Raw genomic sequence first — 24,094 nt, 5'->3', positions numbered from 1 at the left:
CGATCATGCCACAAAGCCAATACGTATTTGCAATTCGGAAGGGGATGGAGTTATGCTCGGAACCCCAATACGTATTAGTCCGGCCGTGGCACCCGCCGCGGCCTAGACGCTCAGAGAGGAGCGGACGGATGACCAGCACCTTTGGAACGGCCATCGACCGTCGCACTGTGATCAAACTCGGCGGCGCGGGCCTCGCGCTGACCGGTCTGGCCTCCTTGGCCGCCTGCTCCACAGGCGGAGGCGGTGGCACGAACGCATCGGGCACCATCAAGATGCTGTACTTCGGAGACCAGAAGGCGGCCACGGCGCTGCAGAACACCCTGCAGCCGCAGATCAAGAAGCTCGACAAGAACGCGAAGCTCGAAGTCACGGCCATCAACGGCACCGACTGGAACGACTTCCTCGCGAAGGTCCTCACCCAGATCGCCGCCGGAGCGGCGCCCGACCTGGTGAGCGTCGCGACCGAGGGCCTCCAGCTCATGGCGTCCAAGGATCTGCTGATCCCCCTGGACAGCTACGTGACCAAGGACCTGTCGTCGCTGCAGAGCTACTTCGACCAGATCCACCCCGCGCTCGTGGAGTCGATGATGTACCAGGGGCACCTGTACGAGCTCCCCGACAGCTTCAACGCCGGCAGCATGTTCTACAGCACCGACCTCTTCCAGAAGGCCGGGCTCTCCCGTCCCGCCGACAACTGGACGATGGACGAGTTCCACACCTACGCGACCAAGCTCAAGGGCCTCGGCGGCGACGTCAACGCCTTCGACTGGGTGGTGCGGCTCTGGGGCAGCTGGACGTCGTTCCTCTACGCCAACAACGGCAACCTGCTGGAGGAGGGCAAGTACTCCGGCGGCGACTGGCTGTGGAACTCCGCCTTCAAGAACAACCCGGTCGGCGTGCACGGCCGCAAGGGCGGCTGGAAGTGGGGCACGCCCACGGCCAACTCGGAGGCCGCCATCGAGGCCCTCGAGTACGTGGTCGACCTCCAACGGTCCGGCCTGTCGCCCTCGCCCGACGTCGGAGGCGGCGCGACCCTGCAGGGCCTGTTCTCCACCGGCCGCATCGGCATGACGATCGGCGGCGGGTTCTGGGCCGGCGGCCTGCACAACGCGGGCATGGCGGACGGCAGCTTCGACGTGCAGCGCTTCCCGACCTGGAAGAGCAACAAGTCGCTCTTCGGCGCCGGAGGCTACGGCATCTTCAACTCGTCGAAGAACAAGGACCTCGCGTGGGAGGTCGTGAAGATGATGGTGGAGCCCTCCACCTTCGACATCATGTTCCCGGGCAACGTCACGACCCCCGGCCGCAAGCAGCTGCTGACGGCCGACCGGTACAAGACGACGGGACCGGAGAACTGGTCGGTCTTCTACGACCAGCTCGAGGGCTCGGTGCCGATCTCCGCGCCGCCGTACTACAACGCGCTGGCCACCTCGCTCAACCAGCGGACGACGCAGGCGATCTCGTCGGGCAACGCCAAGGCGGCGCTCGACGGCATGCAGTCCGACTTCGAGAAGGCAGCGCAGGCGTCCTGATGGCTGTCCAGACCCAGGAGCGCCCGCGCGTGAATGGGGCGACCTCTCCTCGCCGTGCCGTCCGTCGCCCCGGTGTGCGACGGGCGGCCCGGCGGGAGGGCGCGTTCGGCTATTCGATGATCGGGCTCGCGGTGGCGTTCGTCGCCGTGTTCACGTTCATCCCGATCCTCGCCTCCCTCGGGCTCTCGTTCTTCTCGTGGGACGTCATCTCGCCCCCGAAGTTCGTCGGCGTCGCCAACTTCACCCGGCTGTTCAGCGACGGCTCGACCCTCGCCTCGTTCGGCGTGACGATCCTGCTGGCCATCGGCATCGTCGTGCTCCAGATCACCCTCGGGCTGCTGCTCGCGGTCCTGGTCAACAGCCGCAAGCGGAAGTCCACCAAGGTCTTCTTCCGGACGGCCTTCTACCTGCCGCTGCTGGCCTCCACCGCAGCCGTGTCGATCTTCATGGGATACCTGTTCGACGCGAAATTCGGCTTGATCAACTACTACCTGACCCAGCTCGGGCTGCCCGCGGTGCCGTGGCTGACCAACCCGGTGGCGGCCCAGATCACCATCATCCTGATCGTCGTCTGGCAGCAGGTCGGCTTCACCTTCGTGCTGTTCGTGGCGGCGCTGACGTCGGTCCCGCAGGAGGTCCAGGAGGCCGCGGCGATCGACGGGGCAGGGGCGTGGCGTACGCTGCTGCGGATCAAGATCCCGCTGATCAGCCCGACCATCCTGTTCGCCACGGTCGTGGCGATGATCAACGCGATGCAGCTGTTCGACCAGCCGTTCATCATGACCAAGGGCGGTCCGGGCACGGCGACGACCACCGCGACGATCGCGATGTACCAGACCGGGTTCCAGAACCTGCAGTTCGGCTACGCGTCGGCGATCGCGATCCTGCTGCTCGTGATCATCCTCGCGCTGACCGGAATCCAATTCCTCGCCGCACGAAAGCTGGTGTTCTACCAATGACCACAGATGTCGCTCCGAGCACGACGGTCGTGCTCGGCCGCCGCCGCCGGCCGATCGTGAAGGTCGGCAGCATCGTCGGCATGGTGCTGCTCGTCCTCGCCGCGGTGTTCGCGCTCGGCCCGCTGCTCTGGACCCTGACCACCTCACTGCGCACGCCGGCGGAGGCGTTCACAAACCCGCCGCAGTGGATCCCGACCAGCCCCGACTTCAGCAACTACGCCGCAGTGTTCAATCAGATCCCGATCGGTCAGTTCTTCCTGAACAGCGTCGTCGTGACGGTGCTCATCGTGGTGGGCCAGACCATCACGTGCACCCTCTCCGGCTACGCGTTCGCGATGGTGTCGTTCCCGGGCAAGAACACGATCTTCGGCATCTTCCTGGCCACCATGATGGTGCCGCTGCAGACGATCATCATCCCGGTCTTCGTCATCGTGAAGACGATGGGCATCAGCGACTCGCTCGCCTCGCTCATCATCCCTGCGCTGGGAAGCGCGTTCGGGACCTTCCTGATGCGGCAGTACTTCATGCAGATGCCGAGGGAGCTCGGCGAGGCGGCCCGCATCGACGGCGCCTCGCAGTGGGGCGTGTTCCGGCACGTATACGCGCGGATGGCGTCGCCGGCGATCGCGACGCTGGCGATCCTCAACTTCTCGGGATTCTGGGCCGAGTTCTACCGGCCGCTGATCTTCATCCAGTCGCAGAGCAACTTCACGCTTCCGCTGGGACTCGTCGGGCTCCAGGGCAACCTGGGGACCGGGTCGATCTCGGTGGTCCTGGCCGGCGTCATCCTCGCGATGATCCCCAGCGTCCTGCTCTTCATCTTCGCTCAGCGTTACTTCATCGAGGGCGTCACCGCCGGCTCCTTCCGCTGAGCCCCCGCACCGGCCCCATCGAGGGGGCCGTCGAACAGAGAGATGTGTGAACTCCATGCACGACCACCACCTTCCCCACTTCCACGTGCGCCTTCCGCGCGGTTACGTGAACGACCCCAACGGCCCGGTGGAGTTCGGCGGGACGACGCACCTGTACTTCCAGTCGCGCTCGCACGCCGAGCTGGCGGTGCCGGTCGAGTGGGGGCACGCGACGAGCGAGGACCTCGTGCACTGGACGCTGCAGCGGCCGGCCATGAGCCCGGTGCCGGGCGGTGCCGACTCGGGCGGATGCTGGTCGGGGAACACGGTGGTCGACGGAGACCGTGTGCGCGCCTTCTACTCCGGAAAGGTGGACCACAGCCCGTACCAGTCGATCCTGACCGCGGTGTCCGACGAGGACGGCACGAACTTCAGCCGGCCGGCGCAGGTGGTCGACGATCCGGCGCCCGAGGAGGGCGTGACGATGTTCCGCGATCCGTTCGTCTGGCGCGACGGCTCGACGTGGCGCATGGTGGTCGGCGCCGCCGGTCCCGGCAGCACGGCGAGCATGCGTCAGTACGGCTCGGCGGACGGACTGTCGTGGCGGTTCGAGGGGGAGCTGGCGCGGCTTCCGAGGACCCTGTTCGACGGTGTCGACACGGGCGAGGGATGGGAGTGCCCGCAGGTGATCGCGCTCGACGGCCGCGAAGTGGCTCTCGTCTCGTCCTGGTCGCACGAGGGCGGTCCGGGGGAGGTGCTGGCCTTCCCGGTCGACGCGGCTCCGGCTCCGCGCCGGGTGGACGACGGTCACAACTTCTACGCGGCGTCCGTGATGCGCCAAGGATCGCACGGGCAGGTGCTCTTCGGCTGGATCACCGAGGGCAGGGACGCGGCGCTGTGGCAGGCCGCGGGCTGGGCCGGCGCGATCTCGCTCCCTCGCCGCGCGTGGCTCGACGGCGACCGGCTGTGCAGCGAGCCGCACCCGGCGGTCGCGGCTCTCCGGGCCGGCTCGGGCCGTGCGGCGGACGATGCGACGATCGGCGCGCAGGCCGAGATCGTCGTCCCCGCGGTCTCCGGGACCGTGCGAGTCCGGTACGACGAGGACCACTGGCTCGACGTCGTCCTCGATCTGGAGGCGGACACCCTCACCCTCGATCGGAGTGCGGCAGGCGGAGAGGCCGGAGTCGACACCGAGGGCGCTGTGAGCACTCAGGCGTTCGGCGACCGTGCCGAATGGGCCGCGCGGATCTTCATCGACGGGTCGGTCGTCGAGGTCTTCACCAGCTCGGGGCGCTCCATCACGAGCCGGGTGTACCCCACGACCCCGCCGCCGTGGCGCGTCCAGGCGCCGGCCGGCGCCGTCGTGTGGGAGCTGGCGAGGGCGGTCGCCTCCGCGAGCGAAGCGCAGCCGGTTCGGCTGGAGTCGCTCACCGTCGGTTAGACGATGGTGGTCGAGACGCTGATCGCCTCCCGCAGCGCCGCCACCGCGGCCCCGCGCGCCCAGTCCACGAACGTGTGCCGCCGCACGATCAGCCGGCAGTTCGCCGCGGTCCCGAACACGTGGGCCAGGAACTCCTCGCGGAAGCGGCGCTCGTAGAGGTCGTAGTCCATGACGCCTTCGCCGGCGATCACGACGACCTCCGGGCCGAAGAGGTTCACCGTGGTGGCGACCGCCGCGCCGATGGCCGTGCCCGCCCGCTCGAAGGCGTCGACGGCGATGCGGTCGCCTTCGTGGGCGAGGCGGATCGCGTCGGCCAGGGTGAGGGTCGGGTCGTCGTGGCCCTGGCGGACCGCGTCGCGGATGGCGTGGGAGGACGCCACGGCCTCCACGCAGCCGCGGCGGCCGCAGACGCAGACCGCGTCCTTCGGGCCGAGGGGGAGGTGGCCGATCTCGCCGGCGACCCCGTGCGCGCCGACCACGACGTCGTCGTTCACGTAGATCCCGCAGCCGATGCCCGCGCCGATCGTGATGATGGCGAAGGAGTCGGCGTCCGTTCCCACGCCGAACCACTGCTCCGCCTTGGCGAGCGCGCGCACGTCGTTCTCGACGATGACCGGGAGGCCGAGCCGCTCCGAGAGCGCGCTGCCGAGGGGGACGTGGGTCCAGCCGAGCAGGGGGGAGTCGCGGACCACTCCGTCGGTGTTGTCGATGTCGCCGGAGACCGAGACTCCCACCCCCGTGAGGAACCGGGCGTCGTCGCCGAGCTGGTCGATGAGGGTCTCCACCGACTTCACGATGGCCGTGATCGTCGCGTCGGGGGCGTGGCTGGTGAGGCGGCGGCGGGTGGAGCCGATCACCTCGTTGCCCAGGCTGACCGTGACGGCGAAGATCTCGTCGGCGTTCACCTTCACCCCGACGGCGATCATGGAGCGCGGGACCACGCTCAGCGGACGGACGGGCCGGCCGGGGAACGCGTGCTCGGCGTGCTCGCCGACGGTGACGAAGCCGTCGGCGATGAGCGGGCTGACGGTCTTGGTGACCTTCGCCTGCGACAGGCCGGTGAGCCGGCCGATGTCGAGTCTGCTGACGGGGCCGTGCGTGATGATGCGCGTGAAGATCTCGGCGGACGCGGCTGTGCCCAGCACGGGTCGGCGTGCTGTGTGTTCGGACATGCTCAAGCTCATCGTGCACCTGATCTGTGTGGCGGGTCGTCGAACCGGTCCCCGCACCCGGCGTACCTGCCGACAGTGCTGTCCGGCGTGCGACAAGGCTAGTACACATCCGGGCCGTTTCGTGAGCCGATTTGGGTATCTTGTTTCCAGCGTGTTGTAACTCCGGTCGACGCCGAGGGCCGTCTTTCAAGCAATTGCGGTGACTCATTCGCAACACGAGCAACACATCCGGCAGAGATTATTGACAACGGCAAAGAAATAGGTTTTGCTATAGACCACCCCCTCGGGACCGCTGTTCCAGCCGAGGTGAGGAACCAGTTCATCTCTTGTTGGGAGTCTTCGATGACGAAGGATGCGGCCTCATGACGAGCGCGCCGCCCGTGGCCCCGGCGCCGCCGGCCGCCCGGGTCCCGGATGCGGCGACTCCGCGGCGGGTGCCGCGCAACCGGCTGACCCTCGCGCAGCGCTGGCGGGTCGCCCTCCGGCGGCACTGGCAGCTCTACCTGCTCACGGTCCTCCCGCTCGCGTACTTCGTGATCTTCAAGTACGTGCCGATCTCCAACGCGATCATCGCTTTCAAGGACTACAGCCCGGTGCTCGGCGTCTGGGGGAGCCCGTGGTCCGGCTGGGCCAACTTCGCGTCGATGCTCCAGAACCCGGTGTTCCCGACGCTGGTCCAGAACACCCTGCTGCTGTCGGGCTACGCGATCCTGGCGAGCTTCCCCATCCCGCTGATCCTGGCGCTCGCGCTCAACGAGGTCCGCCACCGGTGGTTCCAGAAGACCGTGCAGATGGTCACGTACGCGCCGTACTTCATCTCGACCGTCGTCGTGGTGTCCATGCTGATCCTGATCATGGCCCCGCGGCTCGGCGTGCTGAGCCAGGTGTTCGGCTTCTTCGGGGTCCAGTCGCCGGACTTCCTGGGCGACCCGAGCTACTTCCGGCACATCTACGTCTGGTCGGACGTCTGGCAGACCGCCGGGTACTCCGCGGTCATCTACATGGCGGCGCTGTCCGGGATCGACCCGTCGCTGTACGAGGCGGCGAAAGTGGACGGCGCCTCCCGGCTCCGCAAGATCTGGCACGTCGACATCCCCGGCATCATGCCCACGGCGATGATCGTCCTGATCCTCAGCGTCGGCAACATCATGTCGATCGGGTTCGAGAAGGTCTTCCTGCTGCAGAACCCGCTGAACCTCGGCCAGTCCGAGATCATCGCGACCTACGTGTACAAGCTGGGCATCCTCAACGCCGACTTCGGCACGGCGACCGCCGTCGGGCTCTTCAACTCTGTGATCAACCTGGTGCTGCTGCTCGTCGTCAACTGGGTGGCAAAACGAATCAGTGGGAGTGGACTGTGGTAACCATCGAGAGTCCGAGTGCGCGCCGCCGCACCCGCCCCGCCGCCGTGTCGAAGAAGACGCGCCGCATCCGGGAGTCCGCCTCCGACCGCGCGCTCCTGGTCGTCATCTACCTCGGGCTGACGCTGGCCGTGCTCGTCGTCCTCCTGCCGCTGCTGTTCATCGTGGCCAGCTCGTTCTCGTCCCCGCAGGCCGTGACGGCCGGCCGGGTCCTGCTCTGGCCCGTCGACTTCACGCTCAAGGGCTACCAGACGGTGCTGGCCGACCCGCAGGTGCTCCTGGGCTACGCGAACTCGCTGTTCTACATGGTCGCCGGCACGCTGATCAGCACCACGCTGACGGTCTGCATCGCCTGGCCGCTCTCCCGACGCACCTTCATGGGACGCAACGTGATCATGTCCCTGCTGCTCTTCACGATGCTGTTCAGCGGCGGCCTGATCCCCACCTACATGGTCGTCCAGAACCTCGGGATGCTCGACACCCGGTGGGCGCTGCTGCTGCCCCAGGCCATCGCGGTCTGGCAGGTCATCATCGCCCGCACCTTCTTCAAGTCGGCGATCCCGGAGGAGCTGGTGGAGGCGGCGTCGCTCGACGGCTCCAGCGACCTGCGCTTCCTCTGGAGCGTCGTGCTCCCGCTGTCGAAGCCGCTGATCGCCGTCATCGCGCTCATGTACGCGATCGGCCAGTGGAACGGCTTCTTCGACGCCCTGCTCTACCTGAAGAGCTCCGACCTGTTCCCGCTCCAGCTCGTGCTCCGCAACATCCTGGTGCTCAACGCCACCAACGGCGGCACGAACGACCTGGCCGCGCAGGCGCAGAACCAGGAGCTGGTGAACCTGCTGAAGTACTCGCTCATCGTCATCACGAGCGTCCCGGTCCTGGTCATCTACCCCTTCGTCGCGCGCTACTTCAACAAGGGCGTGCTCATCGGCTCGGTCAAGGGCTGACCCGGCATCCGCCGTCGACCCCGACCCCACAGACCCACCACGCGCACCATCGCTTTGCACGGCATTTCCAAAGGAGGAAACACACATGCTACCCATCACCGACAGCCGAACCCGCCGTCGGCGCCGGCTCGTGCGCACGCTGACCGCGGCGGCGACCGGCCTCGCACTGTTCGCGATCACGGCCTGCACCAGCGCTCCCACCAGCGCCGACGACAAGGTCGGCGGCACAGCGAACATCTCGGTGTTCGCCCAGCAGGGCACCGGCCAGGACCTCGCGACGAACGCGTTCACCAAGCAGCTCGAGAAGAAGTTCAACATCAAGTTCAAATGGCAGACCACGACGCAGGACTCCTCCGTCGCGCCCGAGAAGCGCCAGATCCTGATGGCCAGCGGCGACTACCCGGACATGTTCCTGCTCATCCCGTGGGTGGACCAGTTCAACCCGGTGGATGTCGAGAAGCTCGCCAAGCAGGGCGTCGCGCTGCCGCTGAACGACCTGATCAAGCAGTACGCGCCCGACATCCAGAAGGTGATCGACACCAACCCGGACTACAAGGCGATGGTGACCTCGCCGGACGGCAAGATCTACGGCCTCCCGCAGCTCGCCGAGACGCAGCACATCCAGTACCCGTCGAAGCTCTGGATCAACACCGATTGGCTCAAGAAGCTCGGCCTCCAGATGCCGAAGACCACGGGCGACATGACCAAGGTCCTCCAGGCGTTCAAGACCGGCGACCCGAACGGCGACGGCAAGGCGGACGAGATCCCGCTCAGCGGCGACTCGCACGACACCCTGATCCCGTTCTTCATGAACGCGTTCATCTACGACCCGCAGAACCCGGACAAGGGCATCCAGTCGACGACCGTGCTCAACAAGGGCAAGGTCGACATCCAGGCGAACAAGGAGGGCTGGAAGGAGGGACTCAAGTACATCAAGTCGCTCTGGGACGCCGGCCTGATCGACAAGGGCGCCTTCACCCAGAACCCGGCGGCGCTGGCCCAGGAGGGCAACAACACCGGCTCGGTGCTGCTCGGGAGCGCGAGCGCCCTGCACCCGTACATCTTCGTCAGCCCCGGCGCGAAGGACGGCCGTGACAAGCAGTACGACGCGGTGCCGCCGCTGACCGGGCCGAACGGAGCGAACTTCGCGACGTACGCGTTCGGGAGCACGCCGGGTGCGACGTTCCTGCTGACCAACAAGGCGTCGAAGAACGACCAGGTGGCCGCGATCAAGATGGTGAACTACCTCTTCACGAATGAGGGCCAGCTCGACGGCAACTTCGGCCCGGAGGGTCAGGGCTGGTCCAAGCCGGCAGCGGGCGACCAGTCGCTCGACCCGGCCGACAAGCCGCTGTTCAAGAACCTCCAGCTCTCGCAGGACGCCGCCAATGCGGTCCAGTGGCAGGCGCTTTCGACGTACAACCAGAACGAGAAGTTCCGCGGCGCGCAGGTCGAGCCGACCGACATCTACGACCCGTCCGGGTACGAGCGCCGGCTGTTCGAGGCGACCCAGCTCTACAAGGGCCACGAGGACAAGAACGCGATCTACCCGACGTGGAGGGTGTGGCCCGACCCGGCCAAGGCGACGCAGATCGCCACCGAGCAGACGAACATCGACAACTACGTCACGCAGAACGCGCTGGCCTTCATCACCGGTTCGAAGAACCTCGACACGGACTGGAACTCCTACGTGGCGGGCTTCAACGGGCTCGGGCTGAAGGACTACCTGAGCACGCTGCAGACGGCGTACGACAAGAGCAAGAAGTAGTCCGGTAACGAGCTCCGGCCCAGCCCCGACGATGTCGGGGGTGGGCCGGAGTCGTTTAAGGGGCGGCCTCGTAATTCATTGGCGTGACGCACCGGGCGATGTTCGTCGGTCAGATGTTAGGCTTCACGCGTTCAATGAAGAAACGTCGGCGCAACGCCCCCTGACCTGATCGGAGTCCCTATGACTTCCCTTCCGGCCCATCGTCCACGCAGGATCACCGGATTCATCACCGCTGGGGCACTCAGCGTGGGACTCGTTCTCGCGGCCCCATCAGCGGCCAATGCTGACGTGTCTGCCGACCTCAGCCGAATCGCACCATCCGACGCCTCCTACGTTGAAAATCGAAACCTCGACGCGGAATCTGTGACAGACCGTGAGATGCAGCTCAGCGAGAAGTACACCGACGTCGGCGACCTCCTCGACCCCGCGGACGTCGAGTTCATCCGCATCTACGGCGAGACTCTGAAGAAGGAGCCTGAGCCTGCCCGCGACCGTGGAACCGCCCGTGCGGACTTCAATCGCGCCGGCTCAGGGGCGGGAGGCTCGGGCCAGATGTACGGCAGCATGTCGCTCTATACCCAGGACTTCACCTGGAACAACTCCTATAGCTTCTCTGTCACCGCGGTGGCAAAGACCAGCAACGTCCAAAAGATCAAGAACTGCGCCAGCGTGAGAGCGTACGGCACCGTGGGAGCCGGTGGCGTCGGGATCGTCTACACCTCTGACCCCTGCGCGACCGTGAATGGGACCTACCACAACATGTCCCGTAACCAGCCGTACAGCGCCTTCGTCGTCTACGCCACGATCGTTGTGACCAGCACGTTCTACACACCGTCGGGAAGCTTCCAGGTCTCGTCGTGATGCTCGCGTCCCTGTCGGTCCCGAATCTCGTCATCAGTCTGCTTGTCGTCGCAGCGATCGTGGCGGGAGTGGTGGTCTGGGTGCGGTGGATCCGGGCGAGCCGAAGATCGCGTTGATCCGGGACGCTCTGCGCCTCAGCCGATAGCGAACCGCTGCCGCAGCGCCCGCAGCGCCGCCGCTACATCCTCGCTTCCGCCCGACTCGTGCCCGGCGCCCGGCCACTCGCGGAACTGCACCGGCGCGGCGTACGCCGCGACCGCCGTGCGGGTCGTCTCCGGAGGACAGATGTCGTCGGCCAGCCCGTCGGACAGCCAGCCGGGTGCGGTCGCGTGCCGCGCCGACGTGACACCGTCGACGTACGCGAGCGTGCGGGCGACCGCGTCCGCGCGCTCGGGATGCTCGGTCAGGTAGGCCCGCAGTTCGGTCCACGGACCCTGCGCTGCGAGCTGCAGCGCGGTCGGCGCGTCGGTGAGGAACGGCGACTGGGCGAGCACCGCGCTCAAGCCCTGGGCGAGCGCGCCGACGCCGAGGGCGATGCCTCCGCCTTGGCTGTTCCCGATCATCGCCACGCGCGACGCGTCGACCTCGTCGAGCTCGCGCACGGCGTCCACCGCGCGCGTCACGTCCACGAGCACATCGCGGTAGTAGTAGCGCCGGGGGTCCTCGATGCCGTCCAGGAGGTGGCCGGTGCTGCCTCCGCCCTGGCCGTGCGTGTTCACGATGAGGTGCGCATAGCCGGCAGCCGACCAGGTCAGGTCGTCCAGCGGGGAGAGCCGGCCGGCGCCGTAGCCGTTGGCGTGGACGACGGCGGGGAGGGCGCCCTCCCGATGCCGGGGGAGCCGCAGCCAGCCGGTCACGGTGCGTCCGCGGGAGCCGGCGAAGGAGAAGTCGTAGACGTCGATCGTCGTCAGGAGGGTGTCGACGGGGACGGCGCGGGGCGCGACGCTGTGCCGGCGCGCGAGGTCGAGGGCGTCCGCCCAGAAGGCGTCGTAGTCGTCGGGGGTCGGCAGCGGCTCGGTGCCGAGGACGGCGGGGAACGGGGCGCCGGCGATGCCGGCGCGCCCGGCGGGGGCGTCCGCGCTGAGGCGGACACCCCCGTCGGGCGACGCGGGGTGGGGCATGGGACTCCTAGTTCATCATTTCGCCGTGTACTGGAAGACGTCGTTCCGGAGGATGTCCCCGGACACCTTCTTCACCAGGATGGTGTGCTGTCCGGCGCGCAGACCGCTCACACTGAACAGCTTCTGCCCGGTGCGGCGGCTGTCCGAGTGCGTGTCGACCGTCTTGGCGAGCTTCCCGTCGACGTAGACCTCGGCCGTGCCCTGGTCGGGCGCGGTCGGTCCGATCCACGAGACGCCGGTGCCGGTGAAGGTCAGGCCGGCCGTGTCGCCGTTCGTGGTCGTCGCGTGGATGTCGTCGTGCGCGTCCCCGCGGAACTGGAACCCGAGCGAGACGGTGCCGTTCGCCAGGCCCGCGAGATACGCCGAGGCGATCGTCACGGTCGTGCCGGAGACGGTGTAGTCCGTCCCGCGCTTCAGGGCCGTTCCGTCGCGCACGATGCCGGCGAGCTCGCTGCCGTCGCGCTGCAGGGTCACCGTGACGTCGGCGGGCTTCGCCTTGTCGAAGACCGCGGTGTCGGGGTCGAGCAGGCTCGCCAGCGTGATGTCGAGCTTGTCGAGCAGCATGAACTGGCCCGACTTCTTGACGACGCGGAGGGTGTGCGAGCCGTTCGGGAGGCCGCTCGCGCTCCACACCACCTGCTGGGCGAGCCGTGGCTGCCCGGCGGCCCTGCTCGTGTCGACGGTCTTCTGGAACTGGCCGTCGAGGTACACGTCCACACTGCCCTGCGACTGGTCGAGCTCGGTCACGTAGTCGATGCCGGTGCCGGTGAACGTGTACTGGAACGACGAGCCGTCGCCCTCGGTGTAGTGCACGTCGTCCTGGTAGTCGCCGAGGCCGCGGCCTCCGCTCTGCCCCCAGCCGCCGGTGTACGTGATGCCGGGGTCGCTGTCGTTGACCGCGACGACCCGGCCGGACGCGGGCGGCGTCGGCACGGTGCCGGTCGACGAGTCGCCGACCGCGACCGCGAGCGGCTGCGTGGTCGCGACGACCTCGTTGCCGCCGTTGCGCGTCCACTGGCCCGCGTAGGTCACCCGCTGGGCGTCGTCGTTCAGCGCGACCGTCGTGCCGCTCTGCGGGGTCACCCGGAGCAGGCGGACGCCGTGGATCGGGACGGTCTGGCCGGTGAAGCTCCCGGTGACCGTGCCGAGGTCCTTGCCGGCCCACAGGTCGCGGACCTTCGCCGGCCCGCTGAGGCCGAGGTCGGACCAGTTCGCGGTGATGTCGGACTCGGTCGGGCTGAGGTTGAACAGGGCGACGGTGTAGCTGCCGTCCGCGTTCGGCGCGTACCAGACCTGCTTGGTGGTGGAGGTCGACACCGGCTGGGCGGGCGTGCCGGTCTGGTCGACGGCCACGACCTCCTTGTTGGTGAGCAGGTCAACACCGAACTGGTCGAGCTTGGTCAGGTCGTTGCCGACGTACATCGGTGCGGCCGATATCGCCCACAGCGTGGTGGCGGTGCGGCGCTCGTCCTGGGTCAGGCCGTCCATCGTGCCGTTGCCGACGTCGAGCGAGTCGAAGTCGTTCCAGCCTCCCGGTCCGGCGTAGCGCCACCAGTCCGCGGCCCGCGGGAACAGGCGGGCGATGTTGCTCCACTGCGTGAGCTGGACGCCCGGCGCGTACGCCTCGACGTCCCACTCCACGCGCCAGCCGTTCGCGTACTGCTTCCAGGTGTCGGCGTAGTTGATGTCGAGCGCCCAGGAGAGCTCGAACCAGATGCCCTTCGCCTTCAGCGCCTTCGACCAGGCGGCGACGTCGTCACGGGCGTCCAGCGAGAGGTCGCTGATGCCGGAGCCGGGGGTGACGCTGTCGAACTTGACGAAGTTGACGCCCCAGGACGCGAGCTGGTCGACGATGGAGTCGATGTACTTCTGCGCGCACGGGTTCGAGAAGTCGAGGCGGTAGCCGATCTTCCAGTAGTCGGCCTGCTGCAGCGGCTGCTTGACGATGTCGTGCGTGGTGCATCCAGGCGCGTTCGCGATCGGGTACGCGGCCTGGTACACCGCGGGGGAGATCCCCGGGATGAAGTAGAGGCCGAACTTCTGGCCGTTCGCGTGGACGTGGTCGATGACGGCCTTCAACCCGTTCGGGTAGAGCGTCGCGCTCGGCACGGGACGGCCGTTGGCCTCGACGCCGTCGTTCCAGCCGGAGTCGACGTTGATGTAGTCGTAACCGGCCTTGCTCAGCTTCGCCTTCATGGCGTCGGACTGCGCGATGATCTGGTCCGCGGTGATCCACTTGCCGTTGCCGCTGTAGACCTGCATGGAGTAGCTGCTCCAGCCCATGTAGGGCTTGGCGGCCCACGGGTCCACGGCTGCGGCGGGCGCCGGGGTCGCGCTCGCCGTGGCTTTCGCGGTGGAGGTCGGCGTCGCGGACGGCGTCGGCGTCGGTGTGGCGCTCGCCGTGGCCGGCGGAGCGGTGGGGGTGGGCGTTCCCGTCGGGGTCGCCCCGGCGGGAGCCGCGGCAGCCGCCACGAGCCCCAGCGCCGCGATCGTCGCGAGCAGGGCGGTGAGCCCCCGTCGCGAGCGTGTCTGGCCTCTCATACGTTCTTCCTCTCTGAAGCGCTCGCGCGCAGCGGTGCGCGCGGGCGATATGTGGTGGGCCGTCTGTGGCTGGAGCGATCGGCTGACGGGGTCAGGGGACCCGCACGAGATCGAACAGCATCGCTTGTTGGGGGTTGAGGGTCGGGAGGGGGACGCCGGCGACGGCGAGGACCGCGCCGGGGAGGACCACCGTGCCGCTCGCCGCGGCGACGATCCAGGACGGGTCTGCGCTCTGGTGGCGGCTGGCCGTGCCGAAGTCGTCGCGGACGCGCACCGCGTAGCGCGCGTCGGCGTCCAGCCCGGGGAGGCGAACGCGGCCGGACTGCCCGGGCGCCGAGGTGCCGAGCCGCGCCCAGGTGAAGATCGCGCGGCTCCCGTCGTCGGCGACGATGCCGGTCAGCAGGGTCGTGTCGTCGGCGAGGTCCGCGTTCACGACCCGGCCGGAGTGGATGAGGCCGCGCAGTTCGCGGTAAGCGGCGCCCCAGCGTGCGATCTGCGCGAGCTGCTCGTCGTCGGCCTCCTGGAGGTCCCACTCGATGCCGGCGTGCGCGGTTAGCGCGACGATCAGCCGGAACGCGAGATCCGTGCGCCGCGAGGTCGTGTGCGAGCGCTCGGCGCCGAGGTGCGAGCCGATCAGCTCGGGCGGGAGCAGCATCCGGGTCCAGCGCTCGATCTTGAGGCGCTCGACCGGGTCGTTGCAGTCGGACGCCCAGACCCGGTCGGTGCGGTCGAGGATGCCGAGGTCGACCCGGCCGCCGCCTCCCGAGCAGGTCTCGATCTCCAGCCCGGGATGCCGCGCCCGGAGCGTGTCCAGCATCCGGTAGAGGGCGGTGGTCTGCTCGTGGACCGCGGGCCGGTCGACACCGGCGTACCCGCTCACGGCCTCCGACAGGTCGCGGTTGTGGTCCCACTTGATGTAGTCGACGCCGTACTCGTCCACGATCGCGCTGATCCGCTCGAGCACGTACGCGTAGGCGTCAGGCCGGGTGAGGTCGAGCACATGCTGATCGCGCGCGGTGGCGCCGAGCGCCTGCCGCGGGCCGAGCACCCAGTCGGGATGCGCGCGGGCCAGGTCGGAGTCGAGATTGATCATCTCCGGCTCGAACCAGAGCCCGAACTCCATGCCGTGGGCGCGGACGATGTCGACCAGCGGGCCGAGGCCGTCCGGCCAGACGGAGCGGTCCACGATCCAGTCGCCGAGCCCGGCGTTGGCGCCGCGACGGCCGTGGAACCAGCCGTCGTCCAGCACCACGCGCTCCACGCCCACCCGCGCGGCGCGCTCCACGAGCGCGGTGAGCCGGTCCAGGTCGTGGTCGAAGTAGACCGCCTCCCACGAGTTCAGCGTGAGCGGACGCGGCTTCGCCGGGTGCGAGGGCCGCGCGCGCAGCCGCCGGTGCAGGCGGTCGGCCAACCCGTCCAGCCCGTCTGCCGACCACAGGAACAGCGCGGTCGGTGCGACATAGCTGTCGCCGTCCGCCAGCGCGATCTCGCCGGGACGGAGGCCTTCGCCGACGCCGAGCACGGATGAGAACGGGCCGGCGCCCTCGGTGAGCCGCTCCACCACGTACTCGGCGTCGCCGCTCCAGGCGAGGTGCGCGGCCCAGGCCTCCCCGCGGCGGAAGCCGAGGTCTTCGGTGCCCGCGACGACCAGGAACGGGGCGTCGTGCCCCGGCTTGCCGCGCCGGGCGCGGCGGACGTGGCTGCCGAAGAACAGCGGGCCGCGCTGCGGTGCGCGCTCGCGGCACCACTTGCCGGTGAAGTCGAGGATGTCGGTCGCGCGCTCCGGCACGGGCATCAGGACGCGGAGGGCGTCGAGCGTGTACGGCTCGGCCGTCGTGGCGCCGAGCGCGGCATCCCGGGTGACGGTGACGTCCACCGCGAGCACTCCGAACCGGTCGAGCGCGATCGACATGGTCGACCGCAGTGCGGTGATCTCGTCCACGAGGTCGAACTCGATCCGGCCGCCGAGGTCGCCGTTCTCGCCCGCGGTCTCGTAGCGCACGGCGACCGTGTGCGGCCGGGGCGTCGTCGCCGAACCGGCGGCGTGCCCCTCCTGCGCGGGCGTCCCGGCCCAGCCCTCGAACTCGCTGGGCCACAGGCTGAACGAGCGGGGGACGTCCGGCGAGTTGTTGAGCACGGCAGGGCCGCCGCTGTCGCGCAGGGCCTCCGACAGCGCCTCGTCGAGGGCGCCGAGGTCGGCGCCCCAGTGCAGCACGCGGGGCACCCGTCCGTCCGTGTCGAGGACGAGGGAGGTGCCTGCAGCGCGCAGGGCGAGTACGGCGCCGTAGCCGTCGAGCATGGGTGGCTCCTCGGAGAAATTGAATTGCTTGACAGTGTCAATAAACCATGCCTACTGTGTGATCTGCAACCCCGGCCGGTGATTTCCGATCGGAGAACGGACTCCTGGGACCCACATGACGAAGAACACGCTTCAGCTCGCCTGGTCGGCTCCGGCCGCCCACTGGGAGGAGGCCGTCCCGCTCGGCGACGGCCGCCTCGGCGCGATGGCGTTCGGCGGCGCGACCGGCCGCTACCAGGTGAACGACGCCCTGATCTGGTCGGGCTCCCCGGAGGTTGCGGCGGAGGAGCTGCGCCGTGTCCTCGCGGGAGGCGCCGGTCCCGATCGGCTGCGTGAGGTGCGCGCCGCGCTCGCGAGCGGTGACCTCGGCGAAGCCGAGCGACTGCTGATGACGTTCGAGGGCCGGTACTCGCAGGAGTTCCTGCCGCTGGCCGACCTGTTCGTCGGCCTCCCGGGCGCGACCCCGGCGGCGGGGGAGCCCGCGCGGGTGCTCGACCTCGACGATGCCTATCTGGAGGAGCGGCTGGAGGTCGGCGGAGTCGCCGTCCGCCGCGTCTCCTGGGTCGCCGGGCACGCGCTCATCGTCCGCATCGAGGCCGATGAGCCGCTGCCCGAGGTGCGCGTGAGCGTGACCACGCCGCTCCGGGAGCTCGCCCGCCGCAGCGGTGACGGAGAGCTCGCACTCGACCTGGCCGTCCCGATCGACGGGGCGCCCCTGCACGAACAGTCCGTCGACCCCGCCCTGCGTTACGCGGAGCCGGGCGACGGATCCTATGACGGCTTCGCATCCACGGCCCTTGCGGTGCGGAGCAACGGCACGGCACGATCCGACGACTCCGGTCTGACGATCCGTCATGCCAGTCGGCTGTCGATCGCCCTCTCGTCGTCGTCCCGCGCTGAGTCGTGGTGGGCCGGCGCGGACGACGAGTGGCGGAGCGTCTCCCATGAGACGATCCGGAACCGCGCGCGGGAGCGCGTTCTCGGCGCGCTTGGCGAGAACACGTCCCCCTCCACCGTCGGCGTGCAGCGCCGTGCGGCGGCGCGGTTCGCGATCGGCGGCCGGCGTGCCGGCCGGTGGGATGTGCAGAAGGATGTGCTCGACGGCGCCGACGACGGCCTCCGGGCGACCATCGCGGCCGAGTACGGGCGCTACCTCCTGCAGTCCTGCTCCGCGGCCGGCGGTCCCGCGGCCAACCTCCAGGGCATCTGGAACGGCGAGCTGAGGCCCGCCTGGTCCTCCAACTACACGATCAACATCAACACCGAGATGAACTACTGGGCGGCCGGCCCGCTCGGGCTCACCGCGGAGGCCGAGCCGCTGATCTCGCTGGTCGAGCGCATCGCGCTGACCGGCCGCGACGTCGCCCGCGAGCTCTACGGCGCCCGCGGCTGGGTCGCGCACCACAACAGCGACCTGTGGGGCTGGAGCCTCCCGGTCGGCATGGGGCACGGCGCGCCGAGCTGGGCGATCTGGATGATGGGCGGCGTCTGGCTGTGCCACTCGCTCTGGGACCAGTACGAGTTCACGGGCGACGACGCCCTGCTGCGCGACCGGATCTGGCCGCTGCTGCGCGGCGCGACCAAGTTCTGCCTCGACTGGCTCCAGGTCGGCCCAGACGGCGTCGCGTACCTCGCGCCCTCCACCTCCCCGGAGAACCAGTACCTCGACGCGGACGGCACGCCCCGGGCGCTCGGGCTCACGGCGACGATGGACCTCGAACTGATCCGCGCCCTGTTCGAGCACGCCCTGGTCGCGATCGACGCGGTCGGCTTTGGCTCCGACGCCACTCTGCGCGGGGAAGTCGTGGCGGCGCTCCGCACCATCCCCGAACCCCGCGTCGGCTCGGACGGCCGGCTGCTGGAGTGGTCGGCGGAGGTCGCCGAGCACGAGCCCGCCCACCGCCACCTCTCCGCTCTCGTCGGTGCCTACCCGCTGGACCTCATCACCCCGGAGTCCACCCCCGCGCTCGCGGACGGCGCGCGGCGCTTCCTCGACGCGCGCGGCCCCGGCGCGATGGGCTGGTCGTGGGCGTGGAAGATCGCCCTGCGCGCGCGGCTCGGCGACGGCGAGACCGCGCACGAGCTGCTGCGCGAGGCGCTCGCCCCTTACCGTGGCGACGCCCGCCGGCACGGCCCGGTCGACGGCTCCGAGTGGGGCGGCCTCCTGCCGAACCTGTTCAGCACGCACCCGCCGTTCCAGCTCGACGGCAACCTCGGCTTCCCCGCCGGGATCGCGGAGCTGCTGCTGCAGAGCCACGGCGGTCGCGTGCATCTGCTGCCCGCGCTCCCGGCAGCCTGGCCGGAGGGCAGGGTCGACGGCCTCCACGCCCGCGGCGGGAGCGTCGTCGACCTGAGCTGGGCGGACGGTGCGCTGACGGAGGCCGTGCTCCACAACCCCGGCGCGACGGAGCGGCGCGTGCCGGTCCGTACCGGCGCCTCCGAGCTCGACGTGCTCGTGCCCGCCGGGGGAACGGCCGTCGTCACGGTCCCGGAACCCGTATTCTGATCGGGGAATGGACATGAACGACGAGGTGCGGACTCGGACGGCGCTGCTCGGCTCGTCGTCCGATGCGGCCACGCGCGTGTTCACCACGATCCTCACCCGGAGCCCGATCAGCAGGATCGACGTGGCCAAGCTCACCGGGCTGTCGCAGGCGGCGGTGACCAAGGCCGTCGCCCCGCTGGTCGCCGTGGGACTCCTCAACGACTCGCTCGGACCGACGCTGACCGGCCTGCCCGGCCGCCCGGTGAGTCCCGTCGCGCTCGTCCCGGATGCGGTCGTGACGCTCGGGATCAAGGTGAACGCGGACGAGCTGATCGGCGTCGCCACCGACCTCACGACCCGCGTCATCGCGTCCGAGCGGCTGCCGCTCACCTCGCACGCGCCCGCCGAGGTCATCGACGCGATCGTGGAGCTCTGCGCGCTCCTGGAGCAGAGACTCGACGGCCTGGGCCCGCGCCTCGCGTCCGTCGGTGTGGCGGTGTCGGGTGACGTCGACACCCCGAAGGGCGTCGTCCGCGACTCCGCGCTGATGGAGTGGAAGGGCGTCGAACTGGGAACCGCGCTCCAGGAGCGGCTCGGCCGGCGGGTCGTGATCGAGAACGACGTGCGCGCGCTCACCATCGGCGAGCACTGGTTCGGCGTCGGACTCGGGACGAGCTCCTTCGCGATCGTCACCATCGGCCGCGGCATCGGCTCCGGCCTCCACCTGAACGGGGAGGTCGTGGAGGGCGCCTACGGTGTGGCAGGCGAGATCGGCCACCTCCCGCTCACGTCGCTCGACCACGTGTGCGCCTGCGGCCGCCGCGGCTGCGTGGAGGCCGTCGCGTCCACGACCGCGATCGCGGCCGCCGTCTCCGCCGCTCACGGCCGCGAGGTCACCATGAGCGAGGCGGTCGCGCTCCGGAGGGCCGGGGACGCCGCCGCGGTCGAGGTCTTCGACGAGGCCGGCCGGGTCATCGGCGCCGCGATCGCCAGCCTCGTCAACCTGGTGGGCCCCGAGCTGGTCGTCATCGGCGGTGAGGGCGTGGCCGACTTCGACCTCATCGAGCAGCCCCTCCGCCGCTCGTACGCCGAGCACGTGTTCGCGTCCGCCGACCAATGCCAGCTCGCGGTGCGGCCGCACACCTTCGAGGACTGGGCGCGGGGGGCGGCGGCCAGCGCGATCCGCGCCCTGGTGGTGTGAGGCTTCGGAGCAGCTGGGACCCGGTTCTGCCGCCGCAGCCGGCCGCTCAGAGGCGCATTCTGATGACGGCCGTCCCTTGCAGGCTGCATCGGATCGAGTGCGGCGTTGGCGCCGTCGAGCGGAGGAGGCCGTCTCGGAAGCTCTGATTGGTCGAACTACCCGAACTCGGATGCTGAAGTCGGGCAGTAGAACAGTCGATCCATCTCATCCAGCCTGGTCGCCCATCTCAACGCGTCGGCGCCGGAAATGTCCCCGAACGCCACCATCTCGCACAGGATGTTGAACGTGTTGCGTGTGACGATCCCGTTCGCCTTGCCGAACTGATACGCCGACTTGTCCTCGGTGATCCAGACGGCATCCGAGTAGCCAGGGACGAACTGGATTACGTACAGAGTCTCGCTTTCTCCGAGGTGCTGCTTGGGCTTGTTGCGTTCGCCACCGAACCGGTGGACACGGATGCCCTCGATAGCGCCCTGGTCGTCGGGAACTTCGATTACGTCTCCGAACCACTCTTGCTGGTCGATCGTCGTAAGTGGGGTGACCCAATTCGCAGATTCCGCAATCTCGGCCGAAACGGCCTGGGTGACCTTGCCGTTGCCGCGCAGGTGACCACGTAACAGATCGAGCTGGTCGAGATGGCCGAAGTTTACGATGACCGATGTGTCCGGGAACCAGAAGGTCACGAGCGGTCAGAGGGTGTGAACGGGGTCGGAATCTTCATGGGCTGCATCGCCGAACGAAGCTTCGGCGCGCTCGATCGACCAGCCAAGGAGGGATGCAGCCGGCTTCAACGTTGTCTCGCCGTCGGCATACGCAGCTAGGTAAGCGCCGACCAATCGGAGCGGTGGGCGCTCCTGCGAAGCAAGCTCAATCCGTTCGGCATACTCAGCCGGTCGGCCAGCTCTCATAGCAACCGTACGTGAAGACGGAGTGGCAAGGACACGCTGCTCGTCGGCATTGATGATGCCTTCGTTGAACAGCCTCCACGCCATCGACTCCGGCGAGACCTGGAAGTCGAGGACTAGAGAATCGAAAACGTTGCGAGCGGGCTGGCCTCCGATAGCCGCACGCACCTCCGCTGCTGGAGCAAGGAAACTCGCAGCGAAAGCGTTCGCTCGCAGTTCCTCGAGTTCGCGGCTCTCCCACATGCGTTCGGAGATTACTGAGTCGAACGCATCGTCGAATGCTATGTGGCCCAGCTCGTGGGCCAAGGTGAAGCGCTGACGATGCGGCGACGTGTCAGAAGTCGCGAGCACGATGACTCTCAATCCATCGCTCGCAAACGACAAACCATCGCACCCATCGGGGAGCTGAGCGACCACAACGTTGATTCCGAACCTGGCCTCAAGATGATCGATTAGTGCAGGAGTGGAGAGACCGGCGACGCCGACGCCAAGTGCTTCTGCATATCGCATGGCCGTCTTCGCGCCCTGATCGATCTTTCGACCGGAGCGCACCGGGACTGGCAACGCCGGGAAGTCGAGCGGGCGACCCATGAAACGCAAACCTGCAACGCGATCTTCGATCAGATCGATTTTCTGGCGCCCGATCTCATCACCCGAAGCAGTGTTCATCACCGCACGATGAGCGAAGACACGAGCGCGACTGCGGCCTGTGATGAGCCAGTCGACCGTCTCGTCAGCCTGCTCGGCGATCGACGCGAGCTCGAATGAGGTGAAGCGGCGCTGGCCGCTCAGCGACTTAGTCAGCTTCGGGCCGTCGATACCTATCCGGTCAGCGAACTGGGCCTGCGAAAGCCCACTTTGCTGGACAACCCGCCGAACACGGTCAGAGAGTGATTCAGGCATAGTCATCAGTCTGTCATATATTGCGAAAATCGAAAGAGGGCCTAGCTGGATTCGGAGAAAAAGCCCGGCCATGCTCCACGCCCCACCTGCGGCTCGGACGCAAGCATGAGTAAACCCTGGAGCAGGGAAAAAGGTCTGCCTACCCCGCCCCTCCCGTCCGCAGCCCGGGGGTGACGAGCCTCCAGAGTGCTTCGAGCTCGGCGTCGACCTGGTCTTCCGTTCCCGAGTCGATGGCCACCGAGAGGACGCCGAACAGGCAGTTGACGATCGTCTTGGCCGCTCGGGCGCGATCGAGGGAGTCGGGTGCGTCGCCGTCGTCCACCGCTTCGTCCAGGAACGGGATGAAGCGCTGGGCCCAGACGTCGTACGGATTGACGCCGTGGGGGACGAGCCGGAGCTCCTGGCTGAGTCGCATGGCGGCGCGGGTGCGGATGTTGGTCGCCATCGTCCGCGTCACCCGCCAGGCGAGGAGGCGCATCCCGGAGAGGCCGCGGCCGCCGTGGTCTCTGACGTCCTGCACGAGCGCCGGCCACGCGTCGAAACGCCCCGTGAGCAACTCGTCCGCCATCGCCTTCTTCGACGCGAAGTGGAAGTAGACGGCGCCCTTCGTGAAACCGGTCGCAGCGATGATCCGGTCCAGCCGGGCCCCGCTGAAACCGTAGCGGGCGAACTCGGCGGCGGCGGCGTCGAGGATGGCTTCCCGGGTCTCGTGCGCTTGCCGAGCGCGTTCTGCCATCCGACGGACCTTCCTCGACACCAGCGTGTGCTGCTCCGCTGAAGGATATCGCGGCCGGGGAGGTCCGGCGGCGAACCAGGCGGATTGACGGCGGTCGCACCACGCTCTATCGTGTGATCAACACTGACCGGGATTTTGGTATGTTGGTGCTGCATTTTCGGGGCCATGAGCGGCGGGGGAGCAGGTTCACGGTGACGGGAATGCATGCGCGGGGGCGGCGTGGGGGCGCCGCCCTCGCCACACTCGTGCTGGCGCTGCTGGTGAGCGTCACCGGCTGCAGCGCCGTGACGAGCGCGGCCGCGCCGACCTCCAGCACTGCAACCGGCTCGACCACCGCGTCTCCGTCGCCCGACCTCTCGATCCGCCGCGCCTTCACGCTGTCGGACGGCTCGACGGAGCAGGGCTGCCTCACGCTGTCGGTGACGGTCGGTCCTTCGACCGCCGGCAGCGGATCGGCCGGAAACCTCGCCGCGGCGCGCGCGATCCTCGCCGACCCGCGCTGGCGAACCGAGCCCGTCTCCCTCGCGGAGGTGCCCGCCGCGGACCTCACGCGGATGAAGGCCCGCGGGGAGACCGAGGCGGTCATCCTCGCCGGGGTGCTCAAGGACCACATCCAGGAGGCCATCGAGCAGGCGGGTGTGGAGGGCGGGGTATCCACGTCGGGGTTCGTCGGGTGCCGGTGAACTGATCGGCTCACGGGTGTCCCGCGATCACAGCCGCTCCTGAATCCTCCGGATGGCCGCCCCGAGCTCACCCCTCGTCAGCAGCCCCGCCCCCAGCGGACCCGCACGGTCCTCGCCGAGCGACGGCAGCCGGGCGAGCGCCGCCCGGGTCTGCTCATCGAGCCGTCCGAGCTGCCACGTGGTCTCCTGATCTGCGGCACCCGGGCCCGCTTGCGGAGCCAGGCTCGCCGCCTTCGTCGCGTACGCCGCCGCGCCGAGAGCGTGGGCGCCCATGTGCGCGACCGCGAAGGCCCGCGCGCGGTCGATCGCGTCACGGGGGGACACCATT

The 24,094-nt window shown here is 68.8% G+C and carries 19 protein-coding genes; 11 read left to right on the top strand and 8 right to left on the bottom strand.

Going from position 1 to position 24,094, the window contains the following annotated elements:
- Positions 1–128: 128 nt before the first annotated feature.
- The 4 genes from ABCS02_RS31510 to ABCS02_RS31495 are packed head-to-tail and all read left to right on the top strand — an operon-like array spanning position 129 to position 4,783.
- Positions 129–1,532: a sugar ABC transporter substrate-binding protein gene (locus tag ABCS02_RS31510; protein ID WP_345839670.1), complete on the top strand. Its 1,404-nt coding sequence runs from the start codon at positions 129–131 to the stop codon at positions 1,530–1,532.
- Positions 1,532–2,491, top strand: a complete 960-nt coding sequence (locus ABCS02_RS31505; RefSeq protein WP_345839669.1) for a sugar ABC transporter permease — start codon at positions 1,532–1,534, stop codon at positions 2,489–2,491. The genes ABCS02_RS31510 and ABCS02_RS31505 overlap by 1 nt, the downstream gene beginning before the upstream one ends.
- Positions 2,488–3,363, top strand: a complete 876-nt coding sequence (locus ABCS02_RS31500; RefSeq protein WP_345839668.1) for a carbohydrate ABC transporter permease — start codon at positions 2,488–2,490, stop codon at positions 3,361–3,363. The genes ABCS02_RS31505 and ABCS02_RS31500 overlap by 4 nt, the downstream gene beginning before the upstream one ends.
- A gap of 55 nt (positions 3,364–3,418) precedes the next feature.
- Positions 3,419–4,783 (top strand): glycoside hydrolase family 32 protein, encoded by a 1,365-nt coding sequence (locus ABCS02_RS31495; RefSeq protein WP_345839756.1) that lies wholly within the window; start codon positions 3,419–3,421, stop codon positions 4,781–4,783.
- Here ABCS02_RS31495 and ABCS02_RS31490 read toward each other — a convergent pair.
- Positions 4,780–5,955, bottom strand: coding sequence for an ROK family protein (locus ABCS02_RS31490; RefSeq protein ID WP_345839667.1), 1,176 nt, complete (start codon positions 5,953–5,955; stop codon positions 4,780–4,782). The two genes, ABCS02_RS31495 and ABCS02_RS31490, sit on opposite strands and share 4 nt — an antisense overlap.
- 362 nt (positions 5,956–6,317) lie before the next feature.
- Here ABCS02_RS31490 and ABCS02_RS31485 point away from each other — a divergent pair, with 362 nt between their 5' ends.
- The 4 genes from ABCS02_RS31485 (at position 6,318) to ABCS02_RS31470 (ending at position 10,892) form a co-directional block, all read left to right on the top strand.
- A complete protein-coding gene (locus ABCS02_RS31485; RefSeq protein ID WP_345839666.1) occupies positions 6,318–7,319 on the top strand; it encodes an ABC transporter permease subunit in 1,002 nt (333 codons plus the stop codon).
- Complete coding sequence (locus ABCS02_RS31480; RefSeq protein WP_345839665.1) at positions 7,313–8,263, top strand: carbohydrate ABC transporter permease; 951 nt, start codon at positions 7,313–7,315, stop codon at positions 8,261–8,263. The genes ABCS02_RS31485 and ABCS02_RS31480 overlap by 7 nt, the downstream gene beginning before the upstream one ends.
- An 85-nt stretch (positions 8,264–8,348) precedes the next feature.
- A complete protein-coding gene (locus tag ABCS02_RS31475; RefSeq protein ID WP_345839664.1) occupies positions 8,349–10,031 on the top strand; it encodes an ABC transporter substrate-binding protein in 1,683 nt (560 codons plus the stop codon).
- Positions 10,032–10,319: 288 nt separating this feature from the next.
- Positions 10,320–10,892, top strand: coding sequence for a hypothetical protein (locus tag ABCS02_RS31470; RefSeq protein ID WP_345839663.1), 573 nt, complete (start codon positions 10,320–10,322; stop codon positions 10,890–10,892).
- Between the two features lie 134 nt (positions 10,893–11,026).
- On the opposite strand, the gene ABCS02_RS31465 is transcribed toward ABCS02_RS31470, so the two are convergent.
- The 3 genes from ABCS02_RS31465 to ABCS02_RS31455 all read right to left on the bottom strand — a co-directional run bounded on the left by ABCS02_RS31465 (position 11,027) and on the right by ABCS02_RS31455 (position 16,853).
- Positions 11,027–12,013 carry an acetylxylan esterase gene (locus ABCS02_RS31465; RefSeq protein ID WP_345839662.1) on the bottom strand — a complete coding sequence of 329 codons (987 nt, stop codon included), beginning with the start codon at positions 12,011–12,013 and terminating at the stop codon, positions 11,027–11,029.
- Between the two features lie 15 nt (positions 12,014–12,028).
- The gene (locus ABCS02_RS31460) at positions 12,029–14,554 is read right to left on the bottom strand and encodes a X2-like carbohydrate binding domain-containing protein (RefSeq protein ID WP_345839661.1); all 2,526 of its coding nucleotides are present in this window, start codon (positions 14,552–14,554) and stop codon (positions 12,029–12,031) included.
- Between the two features lie 91 nt (positions 14,555–14,645).
- The gene (locus tag ABCS02_RS31455) at positions 14,646–16,853 is read right to left on the bottom strand and encodes an alpha-galactosidase (RefSeq protein WP_345839660.1); all 2,208 of its coding nucleotides are present in this window, start codon (positions 16,851–16,853) and stop codon (positions 14,646–14,648) included.
- A gap of 115 nt (positions 16,854–16,968) precedes the next feature.
- On the opposite strand from ABCS02_RS31455, the gene ABCS02_RS31450 reads away from it, so the two are divergent.
- Both ABCS02_RS31450 and ABCS02_RS31445 read left to right on the top strand, forming a co-directional pair.
- Positions 16,969–19,359 (top strand): glycoside hydrolase N-terminal domain-containing protein, encoded by a 2,391-nt coding sequence (locus ABCS02_RS31450; RefSeq protein ID WP_345839659.1) that lies wholly within the window; start codon positions 16,969–16,971, stop codon positions 19,357–19,359.
- 7 nt (positions 19,360–19,366) lie between these two features.
- The gene (locus ABCS02_RS31445; RefSeq protein ID WP_345839658.1) at positions 19,367–20,539 is read left to right on the top strand and encodes an ROK family protein; all 1,173 of its coding nucleotides are present in this window, start codon (positions 19,367–19,369) and stop codon (positions 20,537–20,539) included.
- Positions 20,540–20,694: 155 nt separating this feature from the next.
- Here ABCS02_RS31445 and ABCS02_RS31440 read toward each other — a convergent pair whose 3' ends face one another.
- The 3 genes from ABCS02_RS31440 to ABCS02_RS31430 all read right to left on the bottom strand — a co-directional run bounded on the left by ABCS02_RS31440 (position 20,695) and on the right by ABCS02_RS31430 (position 23,083).
- Positions 20,695–21,222 (bottom strand): hypothetical protein, encoded by a 528-nt coding sequence (locus ABCS02_RS31440; RefSeq protein ID WP_345839657.1) that lies wholly within the window; start codon positions 21,220–21,222, stop codon positions 20,695–20,697.
- Positions 21,223–21,228: 6 nt separating this feature from the next.
- Complete coding sequence (locus ABCS02_RS31435) at positions 21,229–22,347, bottom strand: XRE family transcriptional regulator (RefSeq protein ID WP_345839656.1); 1,119 nt, start codon at positions 22,345–22,347, stop codon at positions 21,229–21,231.
- A 139-nt stretch (positions 22,348–22,486) separates the two neighbouring features.
- The gene (locus ABCS02_RS31430; protein ID WP_345839655.1) at positions 22,487–23,083 is read right to left on the bottom strand and encodes a TetR/AcrR family transcriptional regulator; all 597 of its coding nucleotides are present in this window, start codon (positions 23,081–23,083) and stop codon (positions 22,487–22,489) included.
- A 191-nt stretch (positions 23,084–23,274) separates the two neighbouring features.
- Between ABCS02_RS31430 and ABCS02_RS31425 the strand changes: the two genes are divergently transcribed.
- On the top strand, positions 23,275–23,766 hold the full coding sequence (locus ABCS02_RS31425; RefSeq protein WP_345839654.1) for a hypothetical protein: 492 nt from the start codon (positions 23,275–23,277) through the stop codon (positions 23,764–23,766).
- A 27-nt stretch (positions 23,767–23,793) separates the two neighbouring features.
- On the opposite strand, the gene ABCS02_RS31420 is transcribed toward ABCS02_RS31425, so the two are convergent.
- Positions 23,794–24,093: a putative immunity protein gene (locus ABCS02_RS31420; RefSeq protein WP_345839653.1), complete on the bottom strand. Its 300-nt coding sequence runs from the start codon at positions 24,091–24,093 to the stop codon at positions 23,794–23,796.
- Between the last annotated feature and the right edge of the window lies 1 nt (position 24,094).

It is taken from the genome of Microbacterium sp. X-17 (genome assembly GCF_039615055.1).
Note: the sequence above shows the minus strand (reverse complement) of the source record. Positions and strands in the feature narration are given on the sequence as shown.